This window comes from Marivivens niveibacter, from assembly GCF_002150005.2.
Lineage (GTDB): Bacteria > Pseudomonadota > Alphaproteobacteria > Rhodobacterales > Rhodobacteraceae > Marivivens > Marivivens niveibacter.
In genome coordinates this window covers 973,297-991,894 of record NZ_MSPP01000001.1, presented here as the reverse complement: position 1 = coordinate 991,894, position 18,598 = coordinate 973,297, and the positions used below count along the sequence as shown (strand labels likewise).

General features: G+C 53.5%; 18 protein-coding genes. 11 read left to right on the top strand and 7 right to left on the bottom strand.

Annotated features, from left to right (window positions below):
• Positions 1-40: 40 nt before the first annotated feature.
• From BVC71_RS04835 to dusB, 3 genes are read right to left on the bottom strand one after another with little or no spacing between them, the layout of a single operon-like run.
• Positions 41-1,405, bottom strand: coding sequence for a response regulator (locus BVC71_RS04835; protein ID WP_086450460.1), 1,365 nt, complete (start codon positions 1,403-1,405; stop codon positions 41-43).
• Positions 1,405-2,487: a two-component system sensor histidine kinase NtrB gene (locus tag BVC71_RS04830; RefSeq protein ID WP_086450459.1), complete on the bottom strand. Its 1,083-nt coding sequence runs from the start codon at positions 2,485-2,487 to the stop codon at positions 1,405-1,407. The genes BVC71_RS04835 and BVC71_RS04830 overlap by 1 nt, the downstream gene beginning before the upstream one ends.
• Entirely contained in the window at positions 2,484-3,491 is a 1,008-nt protein-coding gene (gene dusB / locus BVC71_RS04825; protein WP_086450458.1) for a tRNA dihydrouridine synthase DusB, read from the bottom strand. Before dusB ends, BVC71_RS04830 begins: the two co-directional genes overlap by 4 nt.
• 182 nt (positions 3,492-3,673) lie before the next feature.
• Here dusB and BVC71_RS04820 point away from each other — a divergent pair, with 182 nt between their 5' ends.
• The 4 genes from BVC71_RS04820 to BVC71_RS04805 all read left to right on the top strand — a co-directional run bounded on the left by BVC71_RS04820 (position 3,674) and on the right by BVC71_RS04805 (position 7,083).
• Entirely contained in the window at positions 3,674-4,795 is a 1,122-nt protein-coding gene (locus tag BVC71_RS04820) for a bifunctional 2-C-methyl-D-erythritol 4-phosphate cytidylyltransferase/2-C-methyl-D-erythritol 2,4-cyclodiphosphate synthase (RefSeq protein ID WP_086450457.1), read from the top strand.
• On the top strand, positions 4,792-5,289 hold the full coding sequence (locus BVC71_RS04815; protein WP_086450456.1) for a phosphatidylglycerophosphatase A family protein: 498 nt from the start codon (positions 4,792-4,794) through the stop codon (positions 5,287-5,289). Before BVC71_RS04820 ends, BVC71_RS04815 begins: the two co-directional genes overlap by 4 nt.
• Positions 5,289-5,768, top strand: a complete 480-nt coding sequence (locus BVC71_RS04810) for a CinA family protein (protein WP_086450455.1) — start codon at positions 5,289-5,291, stop codon at positions 5,766-5,768. Before BVC71_RS04815 ends, BVC71_RS04810 begins: the two co-directional genes overlap by 1 nt.
• Before the next feature lie 154 nt (positions 5,769-5,922).
• A complete protein-coding gene (locus BVC71_RS04805; RefSeq protein ID WP_086450454.1) occupies positions 5,923-7,083 on the top strand; it encodes an ammonium transporter in 1,161 nt (386 codons plus the stop codon).
• A 52-nt stretch (positions 7,084-7,135) separates the two neighbouring features.
• On the opposite strand, the gene BVC71_RS04800 is transcribed toward BVC71_RS04805, so the two are convergent.
• Positions 7,136-7,579 carry a type II toxin-antitoxin system RatA family toxin gene (locus tag BVC71_RS04800; RefSeq protein WP_086450453.1) on the bottom strand — a complete coding sequence of 148 codons (444 nt, stop codon included), beginning with the start codon at positions 7,577-7,579 and terminating at the stop codon, positions 7,136-7,138.
• Between the two features lie 153 nt (positions 7,580-7,732).
• Between BVC71_RS04800 and hpt the strand changes: the two genes are divergently transcribed.
• Positions 7,733-8,275 (top strand): hypoxanthine phosphoribosyltransferase, encoded by a 543-nt coding sequence (gene hpt, locus BVC71_RS04795; protein ID WP_086450452.1) that lies wholly within the window; start codon positions 7,733-7,735, stop codon positions 8,273-8,275.
• 83 nt (positions 8,276-8,358) lie between these two features.
• Here hpt and lipA read toward each other — a convergent pair whose 3' ends face one another.
• Complete coding sequence (gene lipA, locus BVC71_RS04790; RefSeq protein ID WP_086450451.1) at positions 8,359-9,312, bottom strand: lipoyl synthase; 954 nt, start codon at positions 9,310-9,312, stop codon at positions 8,359-8,361.
• Positions 9,313-9,477: 165 nt separating this feature from the next.
• Between lipA and BVC71_RS04785 the strand changes: the two genes are divergently transcribed.
• The 3 genes from BVC71_RS04785 (at position 9,478) to BVC71_RS04775 (ending at position 12,206) form a co-directional block, all read left to right on the top strand.
• Positions 9,478-10,665, top strand: a complete 1,188-nt coding sequence (locus BVC71_RS04785; protein WP_086450450.1) for a methyl-accepting chemotaxis protein — start codon at positions 9,478-9,480, stop codon at positions 10,663-10,665.
• Positions 10,658-11,464 carry an MHYT domain-containing protein gene (locus BVC71_RS04780; protein WP_086450449.1) on the top strand — a complete coding sequence of 269 codons (807 nt, stop codon included), beginning with the start codon at positions 10,658-10,660 and terminating at the stop codon, positions 11,462-11,464. Before BVC71_RS04785 ends, BVC71_RS04780 begins: the two co-directional genes overlap by 8 nt.
• A 193-nt stretch (positions 11,465-11,657) precedes the next feature.
• Complete coding sequence (locus tag BVC71_RS04775) at positions 11,658-12,206, top strand: peroxiredoxin (RefSeq protein WP_086450448.1); 549 nt, start codon at positions 11,658-11,660, stop codon at positions 12,204-12,206.
• A 51-nt stretch (positions 12,207-12,257) separates the two neighbouring features.
• On the opposite strand, the gene BVC71_RS04770 is transcribed toward BVC71_RS04775, so the two are convergent.
• Complete coding sequence (locus tag BVC71_RS04770) at positions 12,258-13,382, bottom strand: DUF6456 domain-containing protein (RefSeq protein WP_086450689.1); 1,125 nt, start codon at positions 13,380-13,382, stop codon at positions 12,258-12,260.
• A 226-nt stretch (positions 13,383-13,608) separates the two neighbouring features.
• On the opposite strand from BVC71_RS04770, the gene BVC71_RS04765 reads away from it, so the two are divergent.
• Complete coding sequence (locus tag BVC71_RS04765) at positions 13,609-13,908, top strand: DUF6477 family protein (protein WP_086450447.1); 300 nt, start codon at positions 13,609-13,611, stop codon at positions 13,906-13,908.
• A gap of 17 nt (positions 13,909-13,925) precedes the next feature.
• On the opposite strand, the gene BVC71_RS04760 is transcribed toward BVC71_RS04765, so the two are convergent.
• Positions 13,926-15,476 carry a trimethylamine methyltransferase family protein gene (locus BVC71_RS04760; RefSeq protein WP_086450446.1) on the bottom strand — a complete coding sequence of 517 codons (1,551 nt, stop codon included), beginning with the start codon at positions 15,474-15,476 and terminating at the stop codon, positions 13,926-13,928.
• 193 nt (positions 15,477-15,669) lie between these two features.
• On the opposite strand from BVC71_RS04760, the gene guaA reads away from it, so the two are divergent.
• The gene (gene guaA, locus BVC71_RS04755; protein WP_086450688.1) at positions 15,670-17,229 is read left to right on the top strand and encodes a glutamine-hydrolyzing GMP synthase; all 1,560 of its coding nucleotides are present in this window, start codon (positions 15,670-15,672) and stop codon (positions 17,227-17,229) included.
• 249 nt (positions 17,230-17,478) lie between these two features.
• Positions 17,479-18,555, top strand: coding sequence for an outer membrane protein transport protein (locus BVC71_RS04750; RefSeq protein WP_165767722.1), 1,077 nt, complete (start codon positions 17,479-17,481; stop codon positions 18,553-18,555).
• The last annotated feature ends 43 nt before the right edge of the window (positions 18,556-18,598 follow it).

Genomic DNA, 18,598 nt, shown 5'->3' with positions numbered 1-18,598 from the left:
AAAAGCCGTGCGACTCTTTCGCAACTGTTGTGTGGCGAATTTACATCAACTTACGGCGCCGTGTCACGCGGATATCTAGCTCTGTGATCTTTTTGCGCAAAGTATTGCGGTTGATCCCCAGCAAATCGGCACATTTAGCCTGATTTCCGCCTGTCGCATCCAATGCGATTTCGATCAGCGGGGTTTCCACCTCTTTCAAAATGCGCTGGTGCAAACCAGGAGGAGGCAACACGCCGCCATGTAGATCGAAATAACGGCGCAGGTGTTTTGCAACGGACGCTGACAGTTTGTCGCCAGCATCGCCACTGCGCAAAGGCTCCATCGCGGGTTGGCTGTTGAGGATCGATTCCATTTCCGGACGGGTAATTTCCTCTTCGGCGGCAGTGACAACCAGCCGGCGAATGGCATTTTCCAACTGACGAACGTTACCGGGCCAGCTGTATGCGCGGGCCAGATCCAGTGCCGATTGCGACAGATGGCGAACAGGCATGCCGTCACGTTCCGCACGGGTCAAGAAATGGTCTGCCAGCAAGGCAATGTCGTCAACGCGTTCCCGCAGCGACGGTACGTTAATTGTCACGCCCGAAAGTCGATAGAATAGATCCTCGCGGAATTCGCCCGCCTCCATCCGCGACATCAGGTCAGCCTGCGATGTCGCCATGATGCGCGGCGCATTATCACCCAAAGTGTCCAGCATCCGAACGATACGGGCCTGACTGTCGTGATCCATATCGCCGACTTCGTCGAAAAGGATCGATCCACCTTTGGCGCGGGACAGGACGGCGGATGGGCCATCCATCCCCTGCAAATCACCCGGCGCGACAACAACAAAAGGCAAGCTACGACGATCCGACAAATCATGGATCGAACGCGCAATAAGGGATTTACCAGTACCGCTTTCGCCTGTGATTAGAACGGTCAGCTGCGTGTTCATGACCCGCGCAACAAGGCGATATAGCTCTTGCATCCCGCTGGTGCGTCCGACCAACGGCAGGTCGCTGGTGCGATCTTCGCCTTCGGTTCGCGCGGTTGGTGCGCGGCGTTTGACCTCTAGCGCGCGGGCTGCGCGTTTCATTAGGTCAGGCAGGTCGAATGGCTTTGGCAGATAATCGTACGCGTCTGCTTCTGCCGCTTGGATCGCTGTCATGATGGTGTTCTGCGCGGAAATCACGATCACTGGCAAACCAGGGCGTGCCTCGGCGATTTTTGGCAACTGCTCTAGGCCGTTCCCGTCGGGCATGACCACATCGGAAATAACCAAATCGCCTTTGCCCTCTTCGACCCAGCGCATCAATGTGACCAAAGACGATGTCGCATGTACCTTACAGCCTGCACGGGTCAACGCTTGGGTTAGAACCGTGCGGATCGTGCGGTCGTCGTCGGCGACTAGTACTGTGCCGTCCATTAGTGGTCTCCATCACTTAATTGAATATCATTTGGTGCAACTGGCAAAGAGATGCGGAATTTTGTTTTGCCGGGAACCGAGTCGACCGAAATCCAGCCGCCAACATCCCCGATCAGTTTCGAAACCAAAGCCAGCCCAAGGCCGGTGCCATTTTCACGCCCCGAAACAAAAGGTTCAAAAACATCTGCTGCGATTTCAGGCGGCAAACCCGGGCCATCATCGATAATTTCGACCTGAAGCGGCAAACGCGCATGGGTCCCATCATTTTTACGAACACGCAAAGACGCGTCATAGAACGTGTGCAGCCGAACAGACCCGCCTGCGCCGCCTGCCTCGGACGCGTTCTTCAGCAGGTTCAAAAATACCTGTAGCAGCTGATCCGCATCCGCCATCGTCAAAGGCAGCGAAGGATCGTAGTCTTCGACGAACAGCATATGGGCGCCAAACCCAACCGAAGCTGATTGGCGTGCACGATCAAGAACGTCGTGAATATTAACGGGTTTCAACAGCGGCGGACGCAGGTTGCCGAACTGTTCAACCTGTTCCAGCAATTTCACGATGCGCCGGCATTCATCCACGATTAGGTCAGTCATTTCCTGATCGTCGCTATCTAGGTTCATCGACAACAACTGTGCGGCGCCTGTGATACCAGCCAAAGGGTTTTTGATTTCATGAGCTAACATCTCGGCCATGCCGATGGCCGATTTAGCCGCCTTGTTCGATGATGTGTTCACGGTCATGCGGCTGGCGATTTCACGCGGCGAAATCATCATGAGCATTCCGTCATTCGATCCCTGAAGCGGTGCAAACTGAATGTTGCACTGCAATGGCGCACGTTCGCCGGACCCCACATCGATGTCGTTTACGAACAACGATGATCGATTGACACGGGCGCGCTCAAAGGCCTCTTCGATCGGGGCGTCGACCATGACCTTTTCCCAGACGTTGGACCCAACCAATGACCGCGACGACATGTTTAGAAAACTTTCCGCCGAAGGGTTACTTTCTAAAATCGTGTCATCTCCGCCCAGCAACAGCGCTGGGACGGGCAAAGAATTCCATAAATTCTGGTCGTTAATCATGCCGCAACCTGAGTGTTCGGGGTCAACGCGTCAGGCAGTAAGGACAATACCTTTGCCGGATTTTTTTCGGTCAAAACCGAACGGCGCAAATCTGCGGACGGATTGGCGTCATCCATATACCACCCTAAATGTTTACGCGCGACGCGAGTGCCTAATTCTATTCCATAAAAATCGAGCATTGCTTCGTAATGCTCTGATACCAAATCTATAATTTCTTCAACGCTTGGTGTTTCGGGTGGTGTCTCACCCGACAATTCTGCAGCGACTTGCGCCAACAGCCATGGTCGCCCTTGCGCACCGCGTCCGATCATCACGCCGTCCGCGCCCGATTGATCCAACGCTTTCTGGGCAGTTTTCGCATCAACAATATCGCCATTGGCCACTACGGGAATGGATACAGCTTTACGTACATTCGCAATCGCGGCCCAATCGGCGGCGCCTTTGTAAAATTGGCAACGCGTGCGCCCGTGGATCGTAATCAATTTGATCCCCGCGTTTTCCGCCCGTTCCGCAAGCGTAGGCGCGTTCAATAGGTTGTCGTCCCAACCAAGGCGCGTTTTCAACGTCACAGGAATATCGACCGCATCAACCACCGCTTCGATCAAGGTCAGCGCGTGATCCAAATCTTTTAGCAATGCCGAACCCGAATAACCGTTCGTCACCTTTTTCGCGGGGCAACCCATGTTGATGTCAATCAGGCGCGCACCGTTTGCTTCGATCATTTTCGCGGCTTCGGACATCCAATAGGCATCACGACCTGCAATCTGCACCGCTGTGTTCGCTTGATCATACCCCAACTCGGCACGTTCGCGGACACCCGGTTTTGCTTGTATCATCTCTTGGCTTGCGACCATTTCAGACACAACCCATCCCGCGCCAAAACGACCGACAAGCTGCCGAAACGGCAAATCGGTAATACCCGCCAAAGGGGCCAAGGCGACAACCGGCGACAAAGCGACATCGCCGATATGTAAGGAATCACGAATTCGCAAGAAATTGCTCATTTGTTGTGCGTTCGATAGTGATCTAGACAATTGCAGCAACTGCCACAACGAAAGCGGGCGATTTTTTTAATCATTTAGATGCAATTGCACAAATATTAATCAAATAGCCCGTCTTGCTATCAGGATTTGCCTGTCCCCCACGGACGGCTTAAACATCAGATGCAGAATATAAAGGGGCCAAGATGACCATAGCCGCGATCATTGTTGCCGCTGGCCGCGGTACCCGCGCGGGCGGGCCAATCCCAAAACAATGGCAAATGCTGGGTGGGCGTACGATACTATCCCACACCGTCGAGCGTTTTAACCAATGCGATCATTGTGTGCTGGTTTTACATCCCGACGATTTTGATCGTGCAGCAGAATTTTCTAACTGCATCTTGGTCGCAGGCGGGGCGACACGATCAGAGTCTGCTTTGGCAGGGTTGAACGCATTGCGTGAACTTGCGCCGCACAAGGTGCTTATCCACGATGCCGCGCGCCCTTTGACGCCTAAACACGTCATAAACGACGTGATTTCAGCGTTGGATATTCACGATGGTGCCGCACCAGCAATGGCGGTGACTGATGCGCTATGGCGCGGCGTTGATAGTGTTGTCACGGACACTCAAGACCGATCTGGCCTTTATCGCGCGCAAACACCCCAAGGTTTCATTTACACTGCGATTTTGAACGCACATGAGACTGCAACGGCGGACGCAGCCGACGATGTAGAAATTGCACGCCTTGCAGGCATTGATGTTTGCATCACGCAAGGCGATGAAGCCAATATGAAAATAACCACGCCCAACGATTTTGCTCGGGCCGAGATGATATTAAGGACCAATATGGATATCCGAACAGGCAACGGATACGACGTACATGCATTTGAAGACGGCGATCACGTCTGGCTGTGCGGCGTCAAAATACCCCACACTAAGAAACTAAAGGGGCATTCGGACGCCGACGTTGGGATGCACGCTGTGACAGACGCGATTTACGGCGCGCTGGGCGATGGTGACATTGGCCAGCATTTCCCGCCGACCGATCCGCAATGGAAAGGCGCAGCCAGTCACATTTTTCTGGAACACGCTTGCGCGCTGGCCCGCGAACGCGGCTTCACGATTACACATGTCGATTGCACATTAATTTGCGAGCGCCCGAAGATCGGACCCCACGGACCATCGATGAAGGCCGAAATGGCGCGCATCATGGGCCTAAACCCAGATCGTGTCAGCGTCAAAGCCACGACATCCGAACGGCTTGGGTTCACAGGCCGTGAAGAAGGCATCGCATCCATCGCAACAGCAACATTGGTGAAACTATGACCGCTTGGGCCAAACCTGTCGCAACCGTCGCTTATGTCGGGCTCATGCGCCCTGCCCCTGGCACTTGGGGCTCGCTGGCAGCCCTACCGCTGGCCTGGGTGCTGTATCAAATTGGTGGCGCCGTCCTGTTCGCTGCAATGATTATCGTGGCTTACGTTATTGGGATTAAAGCAACCGCCATTTATACCGCAGGCAAAGCCGACCACGATCCATCCGAGGTCGTTATTGACGAAGTTGTCGGTCAATGGATCGCCCTGCTGCCTGTTGTTTTCGGCGCCACCATGATGGGTGCGGATATCACACGCCTTTGGCCAGGTTGGATCGCCGCCTTTGTCTTGTTCCGCCTGTTCGACATCTGGAAACCAGGCCCTGTCGGCACTGCTGACAAACGCGGCGACGCAACTGGCGTCATGCTGGATGATGTCATCGCAGGTGTTTTTGCTGCGATCGCGTCCAGCGCATTGGCAGCGTTTTCACATCTGGTGTTGATGTAATGACCTTAGCCGAAACCTTACTGACCATCGCCAAAGCCAAAGGTGTCGTGATTGCCACAGCCGAAAGCTGCACTGGGGGTATGGTTTCGGCAGCAATCACCGACATCGCGGGCAGCTCTGCCATTTTGGATCGCGGTTTTGTCACCTATACCAACGAAGCAAAGATCGAGATGTTGGGCGTTAATGCCCAGACGTTGTCCGACCACGGCGCAGTAAGCGAAGAGGTCGCACGCGAAATGGCGCTGGGCGCTATTGCCAACTCCAATGCAACAGTTGCTGTATCCATTACCGGCATCGCTGGCCCCGGTGGATCAGACTATAAGCCCGAAGGCCGAGTCTGCTTTGGCGTAACAATTAAGCAGAACGTCAAAGTAGAAACCATCGAATTTGGTGCAATCGGAAGGTTGAACGTCCGCGGGGCGGCCAAGAACCACGCATTACAGATGCTCATTACTGAAATCGATCACCTAAACGATTAAAAAGCGTTCATAGACCTATTTTATTGATTAAATTTTAATCATTATACAAACTGCTGCAAAAATATGCACAGCAAAATCACATTGCCACTTTCCTAAGCGTAGGGAATCCGCCTTTTGGCCCACGAAGAATGGGAAAACCTATAGGAGTGGGACAATGAACGGAGCGGATACCGCCTGGATTCTTGTTGCAACGGCCTTGGTGTTGTTCATGACACTGCCCGGCCTTGCGCTATTTTACGGGGGCCTTGTGCGCGCTCGTAACGTACTGAGTGTTTTCATGCACTGTTTCGCAATCGCATGTTTGATGAGCGTTCTGTGGATGATCGCAGGATATACAATCGCCTTTGGTGGCGAAGGTGCATATTGGGGCGGCCTGTCCAAATTGTTCCTAACTGGCGTCGATGCAGACAGCCTGTCTGGTACGATCCCTGAAATCCTGTTCTTTGCGTTCCAGATGACATTCGCTGTTATCACCCCTGCACTGATCGTAGGTGCATATGTTGAACGTATCGGCTTTGGCTTTGTTCTGGCGTTTTCGGCTGCATGGATGCTGCTGATCTACGCACCAGTTGTGCACTGGATTTGGGGCGGCGGTTTCTTGGCTGAAATGGGCGTCGTTGATTTCGCGGGCGGCATCGTTGTTCACGAAACAGCTGGTTTGGCTGCAATCCTGCTGGCGCTGGTTCTGGGCCCACGCAAAACCAAACATACACCTCCGCACAACCCAGGTCTGGTCTTTGTTGGCGCAGGCATGCTGTGGGTTGGTTGGTTCGGCTTTAACGGTGGTTCGGCGCTGGCTGCTGACGGATCGGCCGCGATGGCAATCACTGTAACCCATCTGTCGGCTGCGACTGCCTCGCTGACTTGGGCGCTGTGGGAACGCATCAAATTTGGTCGTGCATCGCTGGTTTCGATTGTTACCGGTTCGATCGCTGGTCTGGCTTCGATCACCCCAGCAGCCGGTTCGGTCGGTCCTGTTGAAGCCCTGATCATCGGCGGTGTGGCGGGTATCCTATGCCAAGAAGCTGTGGTCCTAATCCGCGACAAACTGAAAATCGACGACTCGCTGGATGTGTTCGCGGTTCACGGCGTTGGCGGTATCTTCGGCACGATCATGATCGCTGTTTTTGGTGGCGCAACTTGGGCCGCTCAGCTGACTGGTCTGGCTGTTGTGGGTGTCTTTACCATCGTTGGTACGCTGATCATCATCTACGTTGTCAAAGCGATCTTTGGCCTGCGCGTTGATGAAGAAACCGAAACCAACGGTCTGGATTTGGCCGTACATGGTGAACGCGGTTACGAACTGAATTCGTAATCGAGTGATAGAAATTGAAAACGGCCTCGCAATTTGCGGGGCCGTTTTTCGTTTAACCGTAGAGTTCTTTGGCGCGATTTTCGAAGGCCACCACGATCCGCGACATAGCTTCGTTAAAGAACATTCCAGCCGCGCCCTGAAGCAGTTTGGATTTGAATTCAAAATCCACACTAAACGACACTTGGCAGCCGCCTTCGGCCTGATCGAATTTCCAGACCGAGTTCAGATATTTGAACGGCCCATCAATGTAGGCCGTTTCGATTTTTTTGCAGTCCGGCCATAGCAAAACACGGCTGCCAAAACTTTCGCGGAAGACTTTGAACGACACCACTAGATCAGCAAACATTTCGCTGTGATCACCGCGGTCGGTGACTGATCGGATGCGCGCGCCCGCCGTCCAAGGAAGGAATTTGGGATAGTTCGCAACATCCCCGACCAAATCGTACATTTGTTCAGGGGTATATGGTAAAAATTTCGTCTCAGCGTGTTGAGGCATGGGTAGCTCTTTTGTCGTTTGCGCTGCTTTATTTACGTGCTGACACTATGGACGCAAGGGGCCGCAATACGGCGATTTGGTGCAATTGACCAATTACCTTTGACAAAATTGAACCGGCCAGCCCAATCTAGCGCAGCAACGAAGGAGCCATCCATGCCAGACAGACCTTATGTCATTGATGTTCTGATCTCTGCCAAAGCGATTGCTGCACGCATCGAAGATTTGGCTAAAGAAATCGAAGCTGAATTTTCAGATACCGACAAATTGGTTGTAGTGGGTTTGCTGCGTGGGTCGTTTGTGTTCATTGCAGATTTGGTGCGGGAAATCGATTTGCCGATCGAGGTCGACTTTCTAGAAGCCTCATCCTACGGCGATGGAATGGAAACCACCCGCGAGGTCCGTATCCTAAAAGACCTGCGCGGCCAAATCGAAGGGCGCGATGTCCTGATTGTCGAAGATATTGTCGACAGCGGCTACACCCTGTCTCGGGTGACCGACTATTTAAAAACGCGCAGCCCTGCCCGCCTGAAAACGATCGCCCTGCTGGATAAACCGATCCGCCGCGAAGTTCCGTTTCAAGCGGATTGGATCGGTTTTGAAATCCCAGACGAATTCGTCGTTGGCTACGGTATCGATTTTGCGCAGCGCAATCGCAACCTGCCCTTTATCGGGGCTGTAAAGTTCATCCAAGATTAAGGGAGGCTCCCGCCCCGTTCCGTCGGGCTGCGCCCTTGTCACGGGTTGGGGGTGGCCGCGCCTGTCGGCGCGGCGGTCTGGCGTTAAGCCAATCCCAGTTTTTTATTACGGGCGTCGCGCAGGCGCGCGAAATCATCACCGGCGTGATAGGACGACCGTGTCAAAGGTGTGGCAGAAACCATTAGGAAGCCTTTGCCATAGGCCGCTTTTTCATAGGAGGCGAATTCCTCGGGCGTGACAAAACGGTCAACCGCGTGGTGTTTCGGCGTTGGCTGTAGATACTGGCCAATGGTCAGGAAATCGATGTCGGCAGCCCGCATATCGTCCATAACCTGCAACACGGCCTGACGATCTTCGCCCAGACCGACCATTATGCCCGATTTGGTGAACATCGAAGGGTCGATTTCTTTGACCCGCTGAAGCAAGCGAAGCGAATGGAAGTAACGGGCCCCTGCGCGGACCTCTGGATAAAGGCCAGGAACGGTTTCTAGGTTGTGGTTAAACACATCCGGTTTCGCCGCAACGACCGTTTCCAGAACACTTGGATCGCATTTAAGGAAATCGGGCGTAAGGATTTCAATCGTTGTGTTTGGAGAGCGATGGCGAACAGCCCGGATAGTTTGGGCGAAATGTTCAGCGCCGCCGTCTTCGATATCATCGCGGTCAACGGACGTGATGACAACGTGATTGAGCCCCAGTTTTTGAACGGCATCCGCAACGCGGCCAGGTTCAAACACATCCAGTGCCTCTGGCGGTTTGCCGGTCGCGATGTTGCAGAACGAACAGGCGCGCGTACATACCTCCCCCATGATCATCATGGTGGCGTGGCCTTGGCTCCAGCATTCGCCGACGTTCGGGCATCCAGCCTCTTCGCAGACGGTCACCAGTTTATTTTCACGCATAATATCGCGTGTTTCTTTGTAACCAGCAGAGGTTGGGGCCTTGACGCGGATCCAGTCAGGTTTTTTTGGCTGCGCGTTATCCGGGCGGTGTGCCTTTTCCGGATGGCGTTGCTGAGGTATCTTTAGGTCGCGCATGTATGGCTCCTCCGGCGCAATTTCGGCGGAAATCTACGCCGTTTTACCTCAGATAGCAACGAATGGCAGTTATGCACCACGCGCGACAGCAAATTTCAGATATTTTCTAACAAACTCCAAAATTGAACCGTTCCTGCACGTGATATCCGATTTGAGCAGGAAGCTATGAAAAACGCCCGCATTGCGCTGAAATTGCCCATCCTTTTGTTTTGCCTCACGATCACGAGCGCAACGGTTACCGCCGTTTTAAATTATGCCGCCGTCAAAGGTTGGGTCGATACGCTTGTGGCCTCGGGCGCGATCAACGCAGAAGTGGCCACGCAGATCCGCCACGATGCGATCGCTAATTTTGCATCGATCGCGCAATTTACGTCCTTGGCCGTTTTGTTCGCAACCACACTGATCATACGAAAAATGGTGGGCCCCCTAACAACCCTGTATCAACAACTGTCCAAAGTCGCTCAGGACAAAGATCTGTCATACCGCGTGCCCGTGAATGGTGAATGCGAAGTCGGGAAATCCGCCTCGGCATCTAACCAAATGCTGACTGTGTTCGAAGATTTTGTAACCAGCACGGCTCATGGCGCAAAACAGATGGAAGTGATGTCCAATTCTTTGGCGGATGCATCTGTGGAATTGGCACGAGATTCACACACACGATCATCGTCAGTCGATCAGCTATCTGCCATGTTGACGGAAACCGCTAGCCAAGCGGCAGCCGCTGTTGATGCGGCGCAGATGGTGGGCGCATCCGTTAAGCAAGCGCGGCAATCCGCAATAGACGGCGAAAAAGAGGTCGACATGATGGTCACCGCCATGTCGGAAATTTCCGAAACCGCCCAAGATTTGGCAAAGATTATGGAAGTGATTAACGATATCGCGTTCCAAACCAAAATCCTTGCCTTGAATGCCAATGTCGAAGCAGCGCGCGCCGGCGTTCACGGAAAAGGTTTCGCTGTCGTTGCCAATGAGGTCGGTGATTTGGCGCGCCGTTCTGCTGATGCAGCAAGCCGAAGCGCCGATTTGATTGCACAATCATTGGATCGTGCAGAATTGGGCCGCACCGCCGCAACAACTACACGCGATGCCTTTGGCAAGATCGTCGAACATGTTGCGGCAGCTGACCGCGACATCAAACGGATCGACTCGGTTATCAATGAACAGAAAAGCGCTGTGGACGTGGCAAACGATACGTCCAACCTGATTTCTGGAACGGCAATGAACGATCTGGAACGTACAGACCAAATCAGCAAGGCAGCCAACCGATTGAAAGAACAAAGCCAAGATGTCCGTTCGCGCCTAGAGCAATTCAAATCCTCCGCAAACGACACGAAAGGCGCTCGCTATGCTTGAGCACATTCGCATTCTACTGCCCGGTCAGACCCTGTCATCTACGATGGAGGGGCAATACAATTTAAATCTGGTTCCGCTGTCTTTGATGTTGTCGATAGTTGGGTCCTATGTGGCCTTGGAAATCGCTTACAAGCTGAGGAAATCCGAACGTTTTGATGAACGTTCAAAGTGGCTTTGGACTGGCGCTGTCGCATTGGGAGTTGGCGCATGGTCCATGCATTTCGTCGGTATGAATGCATTCAAATTGCCTGAACCCATTTACTACAATCCATGGGTTACGCTGTTGTCTCTTGCGCCGGTTATTTTAGCCAGCCGTCTGGCGATTGGTATCATATCAAGCAAGAACCAAAGCGTTATCACGACTTTGTCTGGTGGTGTTTTGTTCGGCGCCGGTATCGGCGTCATGCATTACGTGGGCATGGCTGGGATGTTGACGAATGCGTACATGTATTTCCGCGTCGAGATCGTTTTACTTTCAGTGCTGATCGTCGTCATTTTGGCAACCATCGCCCTGTCATCGCGCCAGATTATTGACGCCGTTTTGGGCAAACAAAGCGGAATGTTACCTATCTTTTTAGGTGCGGTTTTGATGGGCGGTGCAATTGCATCCATGCATTTCATCGCGATGAAAGCGACGTTGTACTATGCGGATGAAACATGTGCCGATTGGGTTCAGCTATCCGACGATTCATCTATCGTTTTGTCGCTGGGAATGCCGATCGTTTCCATCCTGCTGGGGTTGATGGTCGTCGTTGTCGCTGAAATATCGCCCAAAGCACGCGCGACAAAAACCGCTTAATTCAGCCGCATTTCTATGCACTGAACGAAATGCTGCGTTGCAATTAGCCGCAACGCAGCAAACTTACTTTTTCCCAATTTCCGGATCAGGTAAAACCGCAAAGAATCGAATGGTTCTAAACTAGCGTTTCGATCCCATCCTATTGGGCCGCTCCGAATGGCCCTTCACACTATAAGCAGAGCGAGTTTTTCTTATGCAAGTAGGCTACAAACTTCCCGAAGTGACGTTCCACACCCGCGTACGTGATGAATCCATCGAAGGCCCAAACCCATTCCGTTGGGAAGACAAGACAACGGCTGATTATTTCAAAGGCAAGCGTGTCATCCTATTCTCGCTGCCTGGCGCTTTCACTCCGACCTGTTCGACATATCAGCTGCCTGGTTTTGAAAATGGCCACTCTGATTTCGCAGATCTGGGCATCGACGAAATCTACTGCATGTCGGTCAACGACAGCTTTGTCATGAACAAATGGGCGCTGGATCAGGGCCTGAAAAACGTCAAAGTCATCCCTGACGGTTCGGGCGAATTCACCCGCCGTGTTGGTATGCTGGTTCGCAAAGACAACTTGGGCTTTGGTCTGCGTTCGTGGCGTTACGCGGCAGTCGTAAACGACGGCGTTGTCGAAGCATGGTTTGAAGAGCCAGGCCTGTGCGACAACCACGGCGAAGACCCATATGGTGTATCGTCGCCAGAAACCGTCAAAGAATGGCTGACCGAAAACAAAGCCACTTCGGCAGCGTAAGGTTCGACCATAATGTCAAAGGCCCGCCAATATTGGCGGGCCTTTTTCGTTTTATCCGATCTTGGGTGCAAATTGGCCCTGTTCGTCATAGTGGCGTTTCAATCGCTGTAGCGCGATCCGTAAGACGATTTTGCCAGACCGCGCGGCCCAATTCAGATCCTTTTCGGTGGTTTCCAACCCCTCTAGGTAACAACAGCACCGCAGGGCGACATCCCCCAAACCGGGACCTAAATCAGACAAGGCAGCCGCAACCCTTTCTTGGGCGCTTTGCGAAATCTCTTGTTCCTTATTGGCACGAATACGCGCTGGCATGATGATGTAGCGTTCCCAATCTACCTTGTCTTCGCGGCCAATGTTGGCCAATTCGAAATCTTCGCGCAGACGTTCACCAACCGATACCAAATCGCGGGACAAAAATGGCTGTCCATCTTTATCGCGACGGCGGGCTAACCCGTAAAGCGGGCTTTCAGACAGTGTGTTTCGGGTCGCGCGCGCTGGGACATCTGGAAAATCAATATCGGTGTAATTCTGCGGCGCGTGGGTGAACCCTGTTTGCGCTTCGGCGAACCCTTGCGCTTTGTTTTCCGCATTCGCCATCAATTGTTTGAGCGCAGCACGACCCAAAGATGTGATTTGATAGCGAACAATGCGCGCTTCGGGATCGGAACAGCTAATCCATTCGCGCAATGCCATAGCGCGTGCTATCGCATTTTCCGTAACCGCAGTACGGGTCGTTCCGCCCTGCCCGTCATCCCGCACGACCACGGCCATTTCCATATCGCGCGCCACCGCCAGCACCGCGGTCGGTTCGATTAAACGGCGCATGATACGCATGCCTTCTTTTTCAATGCGCGCAGCGTCTAAATTTGTTGTCTGACTGTCAGATTGTTTTGAACTATCTTGGTCCATGGCAGGCTGATCCTTTTTCGGGCCTTGTCTGCGGCGGGACACGTATCGCGACAACTGCCGCAACGCATCATCCACCAAAGGGTCATCACGCCGGTTTTCAAAACGCCGAACCTGTCGCAAGATCGTCGATGCATGACAATCTGCGGCTCTTGCCACTGCCCGAATGGATAAACCCATTTCGGTATGTACCAGATAATTTCGCGCAGCATCTGGAACCCAATCGGGAAACGACAGATCAACCGTTTGTCTTTCGATCACTGCAGTCATTTTGCCCCCAAGTTTCATTAGCTACATGGCGAATTCCGTTAACACTTTAGCAACCTATGTGAACGCCGGTTACCCAAGCGTTAAGAAAACCAACACAGCGTTCATCATTGTAACCAAAAGATAAATAACCCTAACCCGACCGAACGCAGCATCACGCAGCGGCGCAACACCCCAAAGTTTGTGAGATGGTTTTGTAATCACGAAACCTGCCACTCGGGGAAAAACAATGTTTGATATTTTGGGAATGGTCGCTGCCTTGAACCGTCCAGGACTGTTGGTTCGCACAGCGCGATATGGGTTGGATGACTACCGCCGCGACGTTCACCTGCCACGTCTATTAGCCACCAACGCGCCGGTCAAAAAAGGCGATGCGTTGCTGCGTTTGATGGATATTGAACGCGAATTAAACGATCAACGCGTTGCTGATCACGCAGAATATTCATTCGCGCGTCACATTGATATTTTAATCGCTATTATGGGGGAAACCCGACTGCTACGGGCGGGAAATGCCCCTCGGGTTCACTGACCCAAGGGGCGGTGTGCTTAGGTAAAGCTGTCAGGCATCGACGCTTTTTTGTTGGCAACGTATTCACGCAGCGCGGATTCGATGGATGGGTCCAGAACTGGCTGCTGGTAATCGTTCAAAAGCTTTTCAACGCGGTTCCCGGCTAATGTGCGGGTGTCGCGTGCGCCTTCTTCGTCCCATGTTTCAAACGGTTTGTAGTCAAGCAGGTCAGACCGCCAGAAGGCTGTTTTGAAGTTCGCTTGGGTGTGTGCGCAGCCCAAATAGTGACCGCCAGGGCCGACTTCACGGATTGCATCCATTGCCTGACCGTTTTCGGACATATCAATACCTTTGGCCAAACCATGCAGCGCGCCCAACTGGTCCGCGTCCATCACGAATTTTTCGAAATCGGCAACCAGACCGCCTTCTAGCCAGCCACAGGAATGAAGCATAAAGTTCACGCCAGCCAGCAGACCCATGTTCAGCGAGTTCGCGGTTTCATAGGCCGCCTGCGCGTCTGGCAATTTCGATCCGCAGAACGATCCAGCCGAACGATACGGCAGGTTCATGCGGCGGGCCAACTGACCAGCGCCATAGGTGATCATCGCGGCCTCTGGCGTACCAAAGGTCGGCGCACCCGACCCCATGTCGATCGAGGTAACAAACGCACCGAAAATCACCGGTGCGCCTTTGCGCAGAAGCTGGCTGTACGCCACGCCTGCCAAAACCTCGGCCATAACCTGGGTCAATGTGCCCGCAACAGATACAGGTGCCATAGCGCCGCCAACGATGAACGGCGAAATGATGCAGGCCTGATTGTTTTTTGCGTAAACCTCTAGCGCACCCATCATGATGCTGTCGAACGTCAACGGAGAGTTGATGTTGATCAGCGACGTCATCACGGTGTTTTCCTGAACGAATTCTTTGCCGAACAGGATTTCACACATTTCAACGCTGTCTTGCGCGCGGCTGGGTTCGGTAACAGATCCCATGAACGGCTTATCGCTCAGCGTCATATGCGCCAGCAGCATGTCCAAGTGACGTTTGTTCACGGCCACATCGGTAGGTTCACAGACGGTGCCGCCTGAATGGTGCAGCCATTTGGACATGTAGCCCAGTTTCACGAACTTTTCGAAGTCGGCCATGGTCGCGTAACGGCGACCGCCTTGGGCGTCGCGCACGAATGGAGGGCCGTAAACGGGTGCGAGAACCAGATTATTGCCGCCGATTTCGACAGAGCGTTCAGGGTTGCGTGCGTGCTGGATGAATTTCGACGGCGCGGTTTTGCACAATTCGCGGGCCAAACCACGCGGGATGCGAACGCGTTCGCCATCGACATTTGCGCCAGCGGCTTTCCACAGCTCTAACGCTTCGGGATTATCGACGAAATTAACACCGACCTCTTCCAAAATGGTCTCGGCATTTTTTTCGATGATATCCAGCGCTTCGTCGTTCAGAACCTCTAGGTTCGGGATGTTGCGTTCGATGTATTTTGCTGTCTCGACGCTGACGGCTGAACGTGCGGCACGACGTGCAGCACCACCGCCACCACGCCCCCGACGACCACGGGTTTCTGCAACTTCAGACATACTGATCCCTCCGCTAAATTTTATACCTTCTTAACCACTGCGGAATCGCGCGGTGGATGGTATGCGTCCTATGCGGTGCGAAAACGACATATACCACCGTTGGAACGATGTTTTTTGTCGGCTGGCGCGGGCTGATCACTGTTTTGTGCATTTGACGCTTGCGCGAATGGGGCAACCGCCCTATGCCCCGCACATGACACAGCATCAACGCCTCCTCATCATCGATTTCGGTTCGCAGGTGACGCAGCTGATTGCGCGCCGCCTACGTGAGCTGAGTGTTTACTGCGAAATCCACCCCTACCAGTCGGTCACCGAACAGACCATCCGCGAGATGGACCCTAAAGCCGTGATCCTGTCGGGTGGTCCTGATAGCGTGACTCGCGAAGGTAGCCCTCGCGCGCCACAAGCCCTGTTTGATATGGGCCTACCAATTTTCGGCATCTGCTATGGCCAACAGGTCATGATGGAACAGCTGGGCGGCGCCGTCGAAGGCGGCCACCACGCCGAATATGGCCGTGCATTTGTATCCCCTGCCGAAGGTCACAAACTGGACGGTATCTTTGCCGGTCTGTTTACCGAAGGCAAAGAACAGGTGTGGATGTCCCACGGTGACCGCGTCACCAAATTGGCTCCTGGTTTCGAAGTCGTCGCAACGTCGCCGAACGCACCATTTGCCATGATCGCGGACGAAGATCGCAAATTCTATGCGGTTCAGTTCCACCCAGAGGTTCACCACACGCCAAACGGCAAAACCATGCTGGAAAATTTTGTCCGCATGGCAGGCTTTACCGGCGACTGGACCATGGCATCCTACCGTCAGGAAATGATCGAAAAGATCCGCGAACAGGTTGGCGACAAAAAAGTCATTTGTGCGCTGTCGGGCGGCGTTGATAGTTCCGTGACCGGCATTCTGCTGCACGAAGCGATCGGCGATCAGCTGACATGTGTGTTCGTGGATCACGGCCTACTTCGCTTGAACGAAGCGCAAGAAGTCGTTGATATGTTTAGGAATAACTACAACCTAAACCTGATCCACGCAGATGAATCCGATTTGTTCCTTGGCGAATTGGAAGGCGTGTCCGATCCAGAGGTCAAACGCAAAACCATCGGCAAACTGTTCATCGACGTATTCCAGAAATACGCTGACCAGATCGAAGGCGCAGAATTCTTGGCGCAGGGCACATTGTACCCTGACGTGATTGAATCGGTGTCCTTCTCGGGCGGTCCATCGGTGACCATTAAATCGCACCACAACGTGGGCGGTCTGCCTGAAAAAATGGGTCTGAAACTGGTCGAGCCGCTGCGTGAGTTGTTCAAAGACGAGGTTCGCGCCTTGGGCCGCGAACTGGGTCTGCCGGACAGCTTTATCGGTCGCCACCCGTTCCCTGGCCCTGGCCTTGCGATCCGTTGCCCTGGCGAAATCACCCGCGAAAAGCTGGACATCCTACGCCAAGCTGACGCCGTTTACATCGACCAGATCCGTAAACACGGTCTGTACGATGAAATTTGGCAAGCCTTCGCCGCGATCCTACCGATGCGCACCGTGGGCGTTATGGGCGATGGCCGGACCTATGATTACGCCGTGGCGATCCGCGCTGTGACCTCGGTCGACGGTATGACGGCTGACACCTACCCGTTCACGCAGGAATTCCTCGGCGAGACGATGACCCGCATCATCAACGAAGTGAAAGGCGTGAACCGCGTATTCTACGACCTGACATCGAAACCGCCGGGCACCATCGAGTTGGAATAATATCCGTTAGGATAGAAAAAGTTTTAAAGTCTTAGGGGCGCGTTGCACATTTGCATCGCGCCCTTGTTCTTTTCCACCTCATAAGAATTCAATCTAACGTTTAAACCCGATCCGCCTTTACGTAATCTATAGGTGAACTGCGCTCTTACGCGGCGTAACAGATTGACCCGAAGGAAAACAACAATCTAACCTTTTGGTCATGGGAGAAGGAGGCCGCCTAAACGGGCGGTATACATGAGGGAAGATATCATGAAGAAATATCTAAGCGCCGGCGCAGCGCTGATGCTGACAACTTCGGCAGCATTCGCAGGCGGGATCGATCGCAGCGGTCAGTCGATTGCCGTCCTGTTCGAAGAAGGCACCTACGCCGAAATCAGCTTTGGTTCGGCAGCGCCTGAAATCACCGGCCATATGATCGGTGTCACCGCAGCGGAAACCGGCGACATCGCACCAGATTACACCACATTCGGTCTAGCGTTCAAAATGGACGTGAATGATCAGGTTTCGCTGGCATTCATTTCCGACGAACCATTCGGCGCTGACGTGTCCTATGATGCTGCGACCTACCCACTGGTTGGCGCAGGCGCAGAAGTGAACACCCGCGGCCTGACCATTTTGGGCCAGTACCAGATCAACGAAAACGTGAGCGTTTACGCAGGTCCTCGCATCGTGTCGGCTGACGGTCAGTATCGCGGCCCGACCGCTTTGGGCGGTTATGTGTCCAACTACGAAAAAGGCACAGATGTTGGCTACGTCATTGGTGCAGCCTACGAAATTCCAGAAATCGCGCTGCGCGGGTCCCTGACCTATTCGTCGCAGACCGAATTTGAACTGGACGGCGACGGCGCTGGCGGCGCAGGCGATCTGTCCGCGACGATGCCGCAGTCGGTAAACCTAGAATTCCAAACCGGTATTGCGGCTGACACGCTGGCAATGGTTTCGGTTCGCTGGGCTGACTGGTCCGAAGCAACCATCGACGATGCTGTCGCGGGTAACCTGACCGACTTTGGCAACGCTGACACCATGACTTATTCGGTCGGTATTGGTCGCCGTTTCACCGATAACTTCTCGGGCCTTGTGTCGGTTGGTTATGAAAAAGCAACTGGCGACACCACTGGCCAGCTATCCCCAACTGACGGTTACCTAAGCCTGTCGCTGGGCGGCGCTTACACGCTGGACAACGGAATGGAGATTTCGGGCGGCGTTCGTTACGTCAACATCGGCGATGCGGATTCTGAAGCAATCGCAGCTGCAGGTTTCCCAGGTGGTCGTTTCGAAGACAACTATGCGATCGGTTACGGCCTGAAACTGGCTTACAACTACTAAGATCAAAAATTTGATCAATTGATAAAGCCCCGCCTTGCTGCGG

Excerpts from the sequence above, each read along its gene's own strand:
- BVC71_RS04750 (WP_165767722.1), top strand. The coding sequence starts at position 17,479 with ATGAAGAAATATCTAAGCGCCGGCGCAGCGCTGATGCTGACAACTTCG.
- guaA (WP_086450688.1), top strand. The coding sequence starts at position 15,670 with ATGACACAGCATCAACGCCTCCTCATCATCGATTTCGGTTCGCAGGTG.
- BVC71_RS04775 (WP_086450448.1), top strand. The coding sequence starts at position 11,658 with ATGCAAGTAGGCTACAAACTTCCCGAAGTGACGTTCCACACCCGCGTA.
- BVC71_RS04780 (WP_086450449.1), top strand. The coding sequence starts at position 10,658 with ATGCTTGAGCACATTCGCATTCTACTGCCCGGTCAGACCCTGTCATCT.
- BVC71_RS04805 (WP_086450454.1), top strand. The coding sequence starts at position 5,923 with ATGAACGGAGCGGATACCGCCTGGATTCTTGTTGCAACGGCCTTGGTG.
- BVC71_RS04820 (WP_086450457.1), top strand. The coding sequence starts at position 3,674 with ATGACCATAGCCGCGATCATTGTTGCCGCTGGCCGCGGTACCCGCGCG.
- BVC71_RS04770 (WP_086450689.1), bottom strand. The coding sequence starts at position 13,382 with ATGACTGCAGTGATCGAAAGACAAACGGTTGATCTGTCGTTTCCCGAT.
- BVC71_RS04815 (WP_086450456.1), top strand. The coding sequence starts at position 4,792 with ATGACCGCTTGGGCCAAACCTGTCGCAACCGTCGCTTATGTCGGGCTC.
- BVC71_RS04800 (WP_086450453.1), bottom strand. The coding sequence starts at position 7,579 with ATGCCTCAACACGCTGAGACGAAATTTTTACCATATACCCCTGAACAA.
- BVC71_RS04760 (WP_086450446.1), bottom strand. The coding sequence starts at position 15,476 with ATGTCTGAAGTTGCAGAAACCCGTGGTCGTCGGGGGCGTGGTGGCGGT.
- dusB (WP_086450458.1), bottom strand. The coding sequence starts at position 3,491 with ATGAGCAATTTCTTGCGAATTCGTGATTCCTTACATATCGGCGATGTC.
- BVC71_RS04810 (WP_086450455.1), top strand. The coding sequence starts at position 5,289 with ATGACCTTAGCCGAAACCTTACTGACCATCGCCAAAGCCAAAGGTGTC.
- BVC71_RS04830 (WP_086450459.1), bottom strand. The coding sequence starts at position 2,487 with ATGATTAACGACCAGAATTTATGGAATTCTTTGCCCGTCCCAGCGCTG.
- lipA (WP_086450451.1), bottom strand. The coding sequence starts at position 9,312 with ATGCGCGACCTAAAGATACCTCAGCAACGCCATCCGGAAAAGGCACAC.
- hpt (WP_086450452.1), top strand. The coding sequence starts at position 7,733 with ATGCCAGACAGACCTTATGTCATTGATGTTCTGATCTCTGCCAAAGCG.
- BVC71_RS04785 (WP_086450450.1), top strand. The coding sequence starts at position 9,478 with ATGAAAAACGCCCGCATTGCGCTGAAATTGCCCATCCTTTTGTTTTGC.
- BVC71_RS04765 (WP_086450447.1), top strand. The coding sequence starts at position 13,609 with ATGTTTGATATTTTGGGAATGGTCGCTGCCTTGAACCGTCCAGGACTG.
- BVC71_RS04835 (WP_086450460.1), bottom strand. The coding sequence starts at position 1,405 with ATGGACGGCACAGTACTAGTCGCCGACGACGACCGCACGATCCGCACG.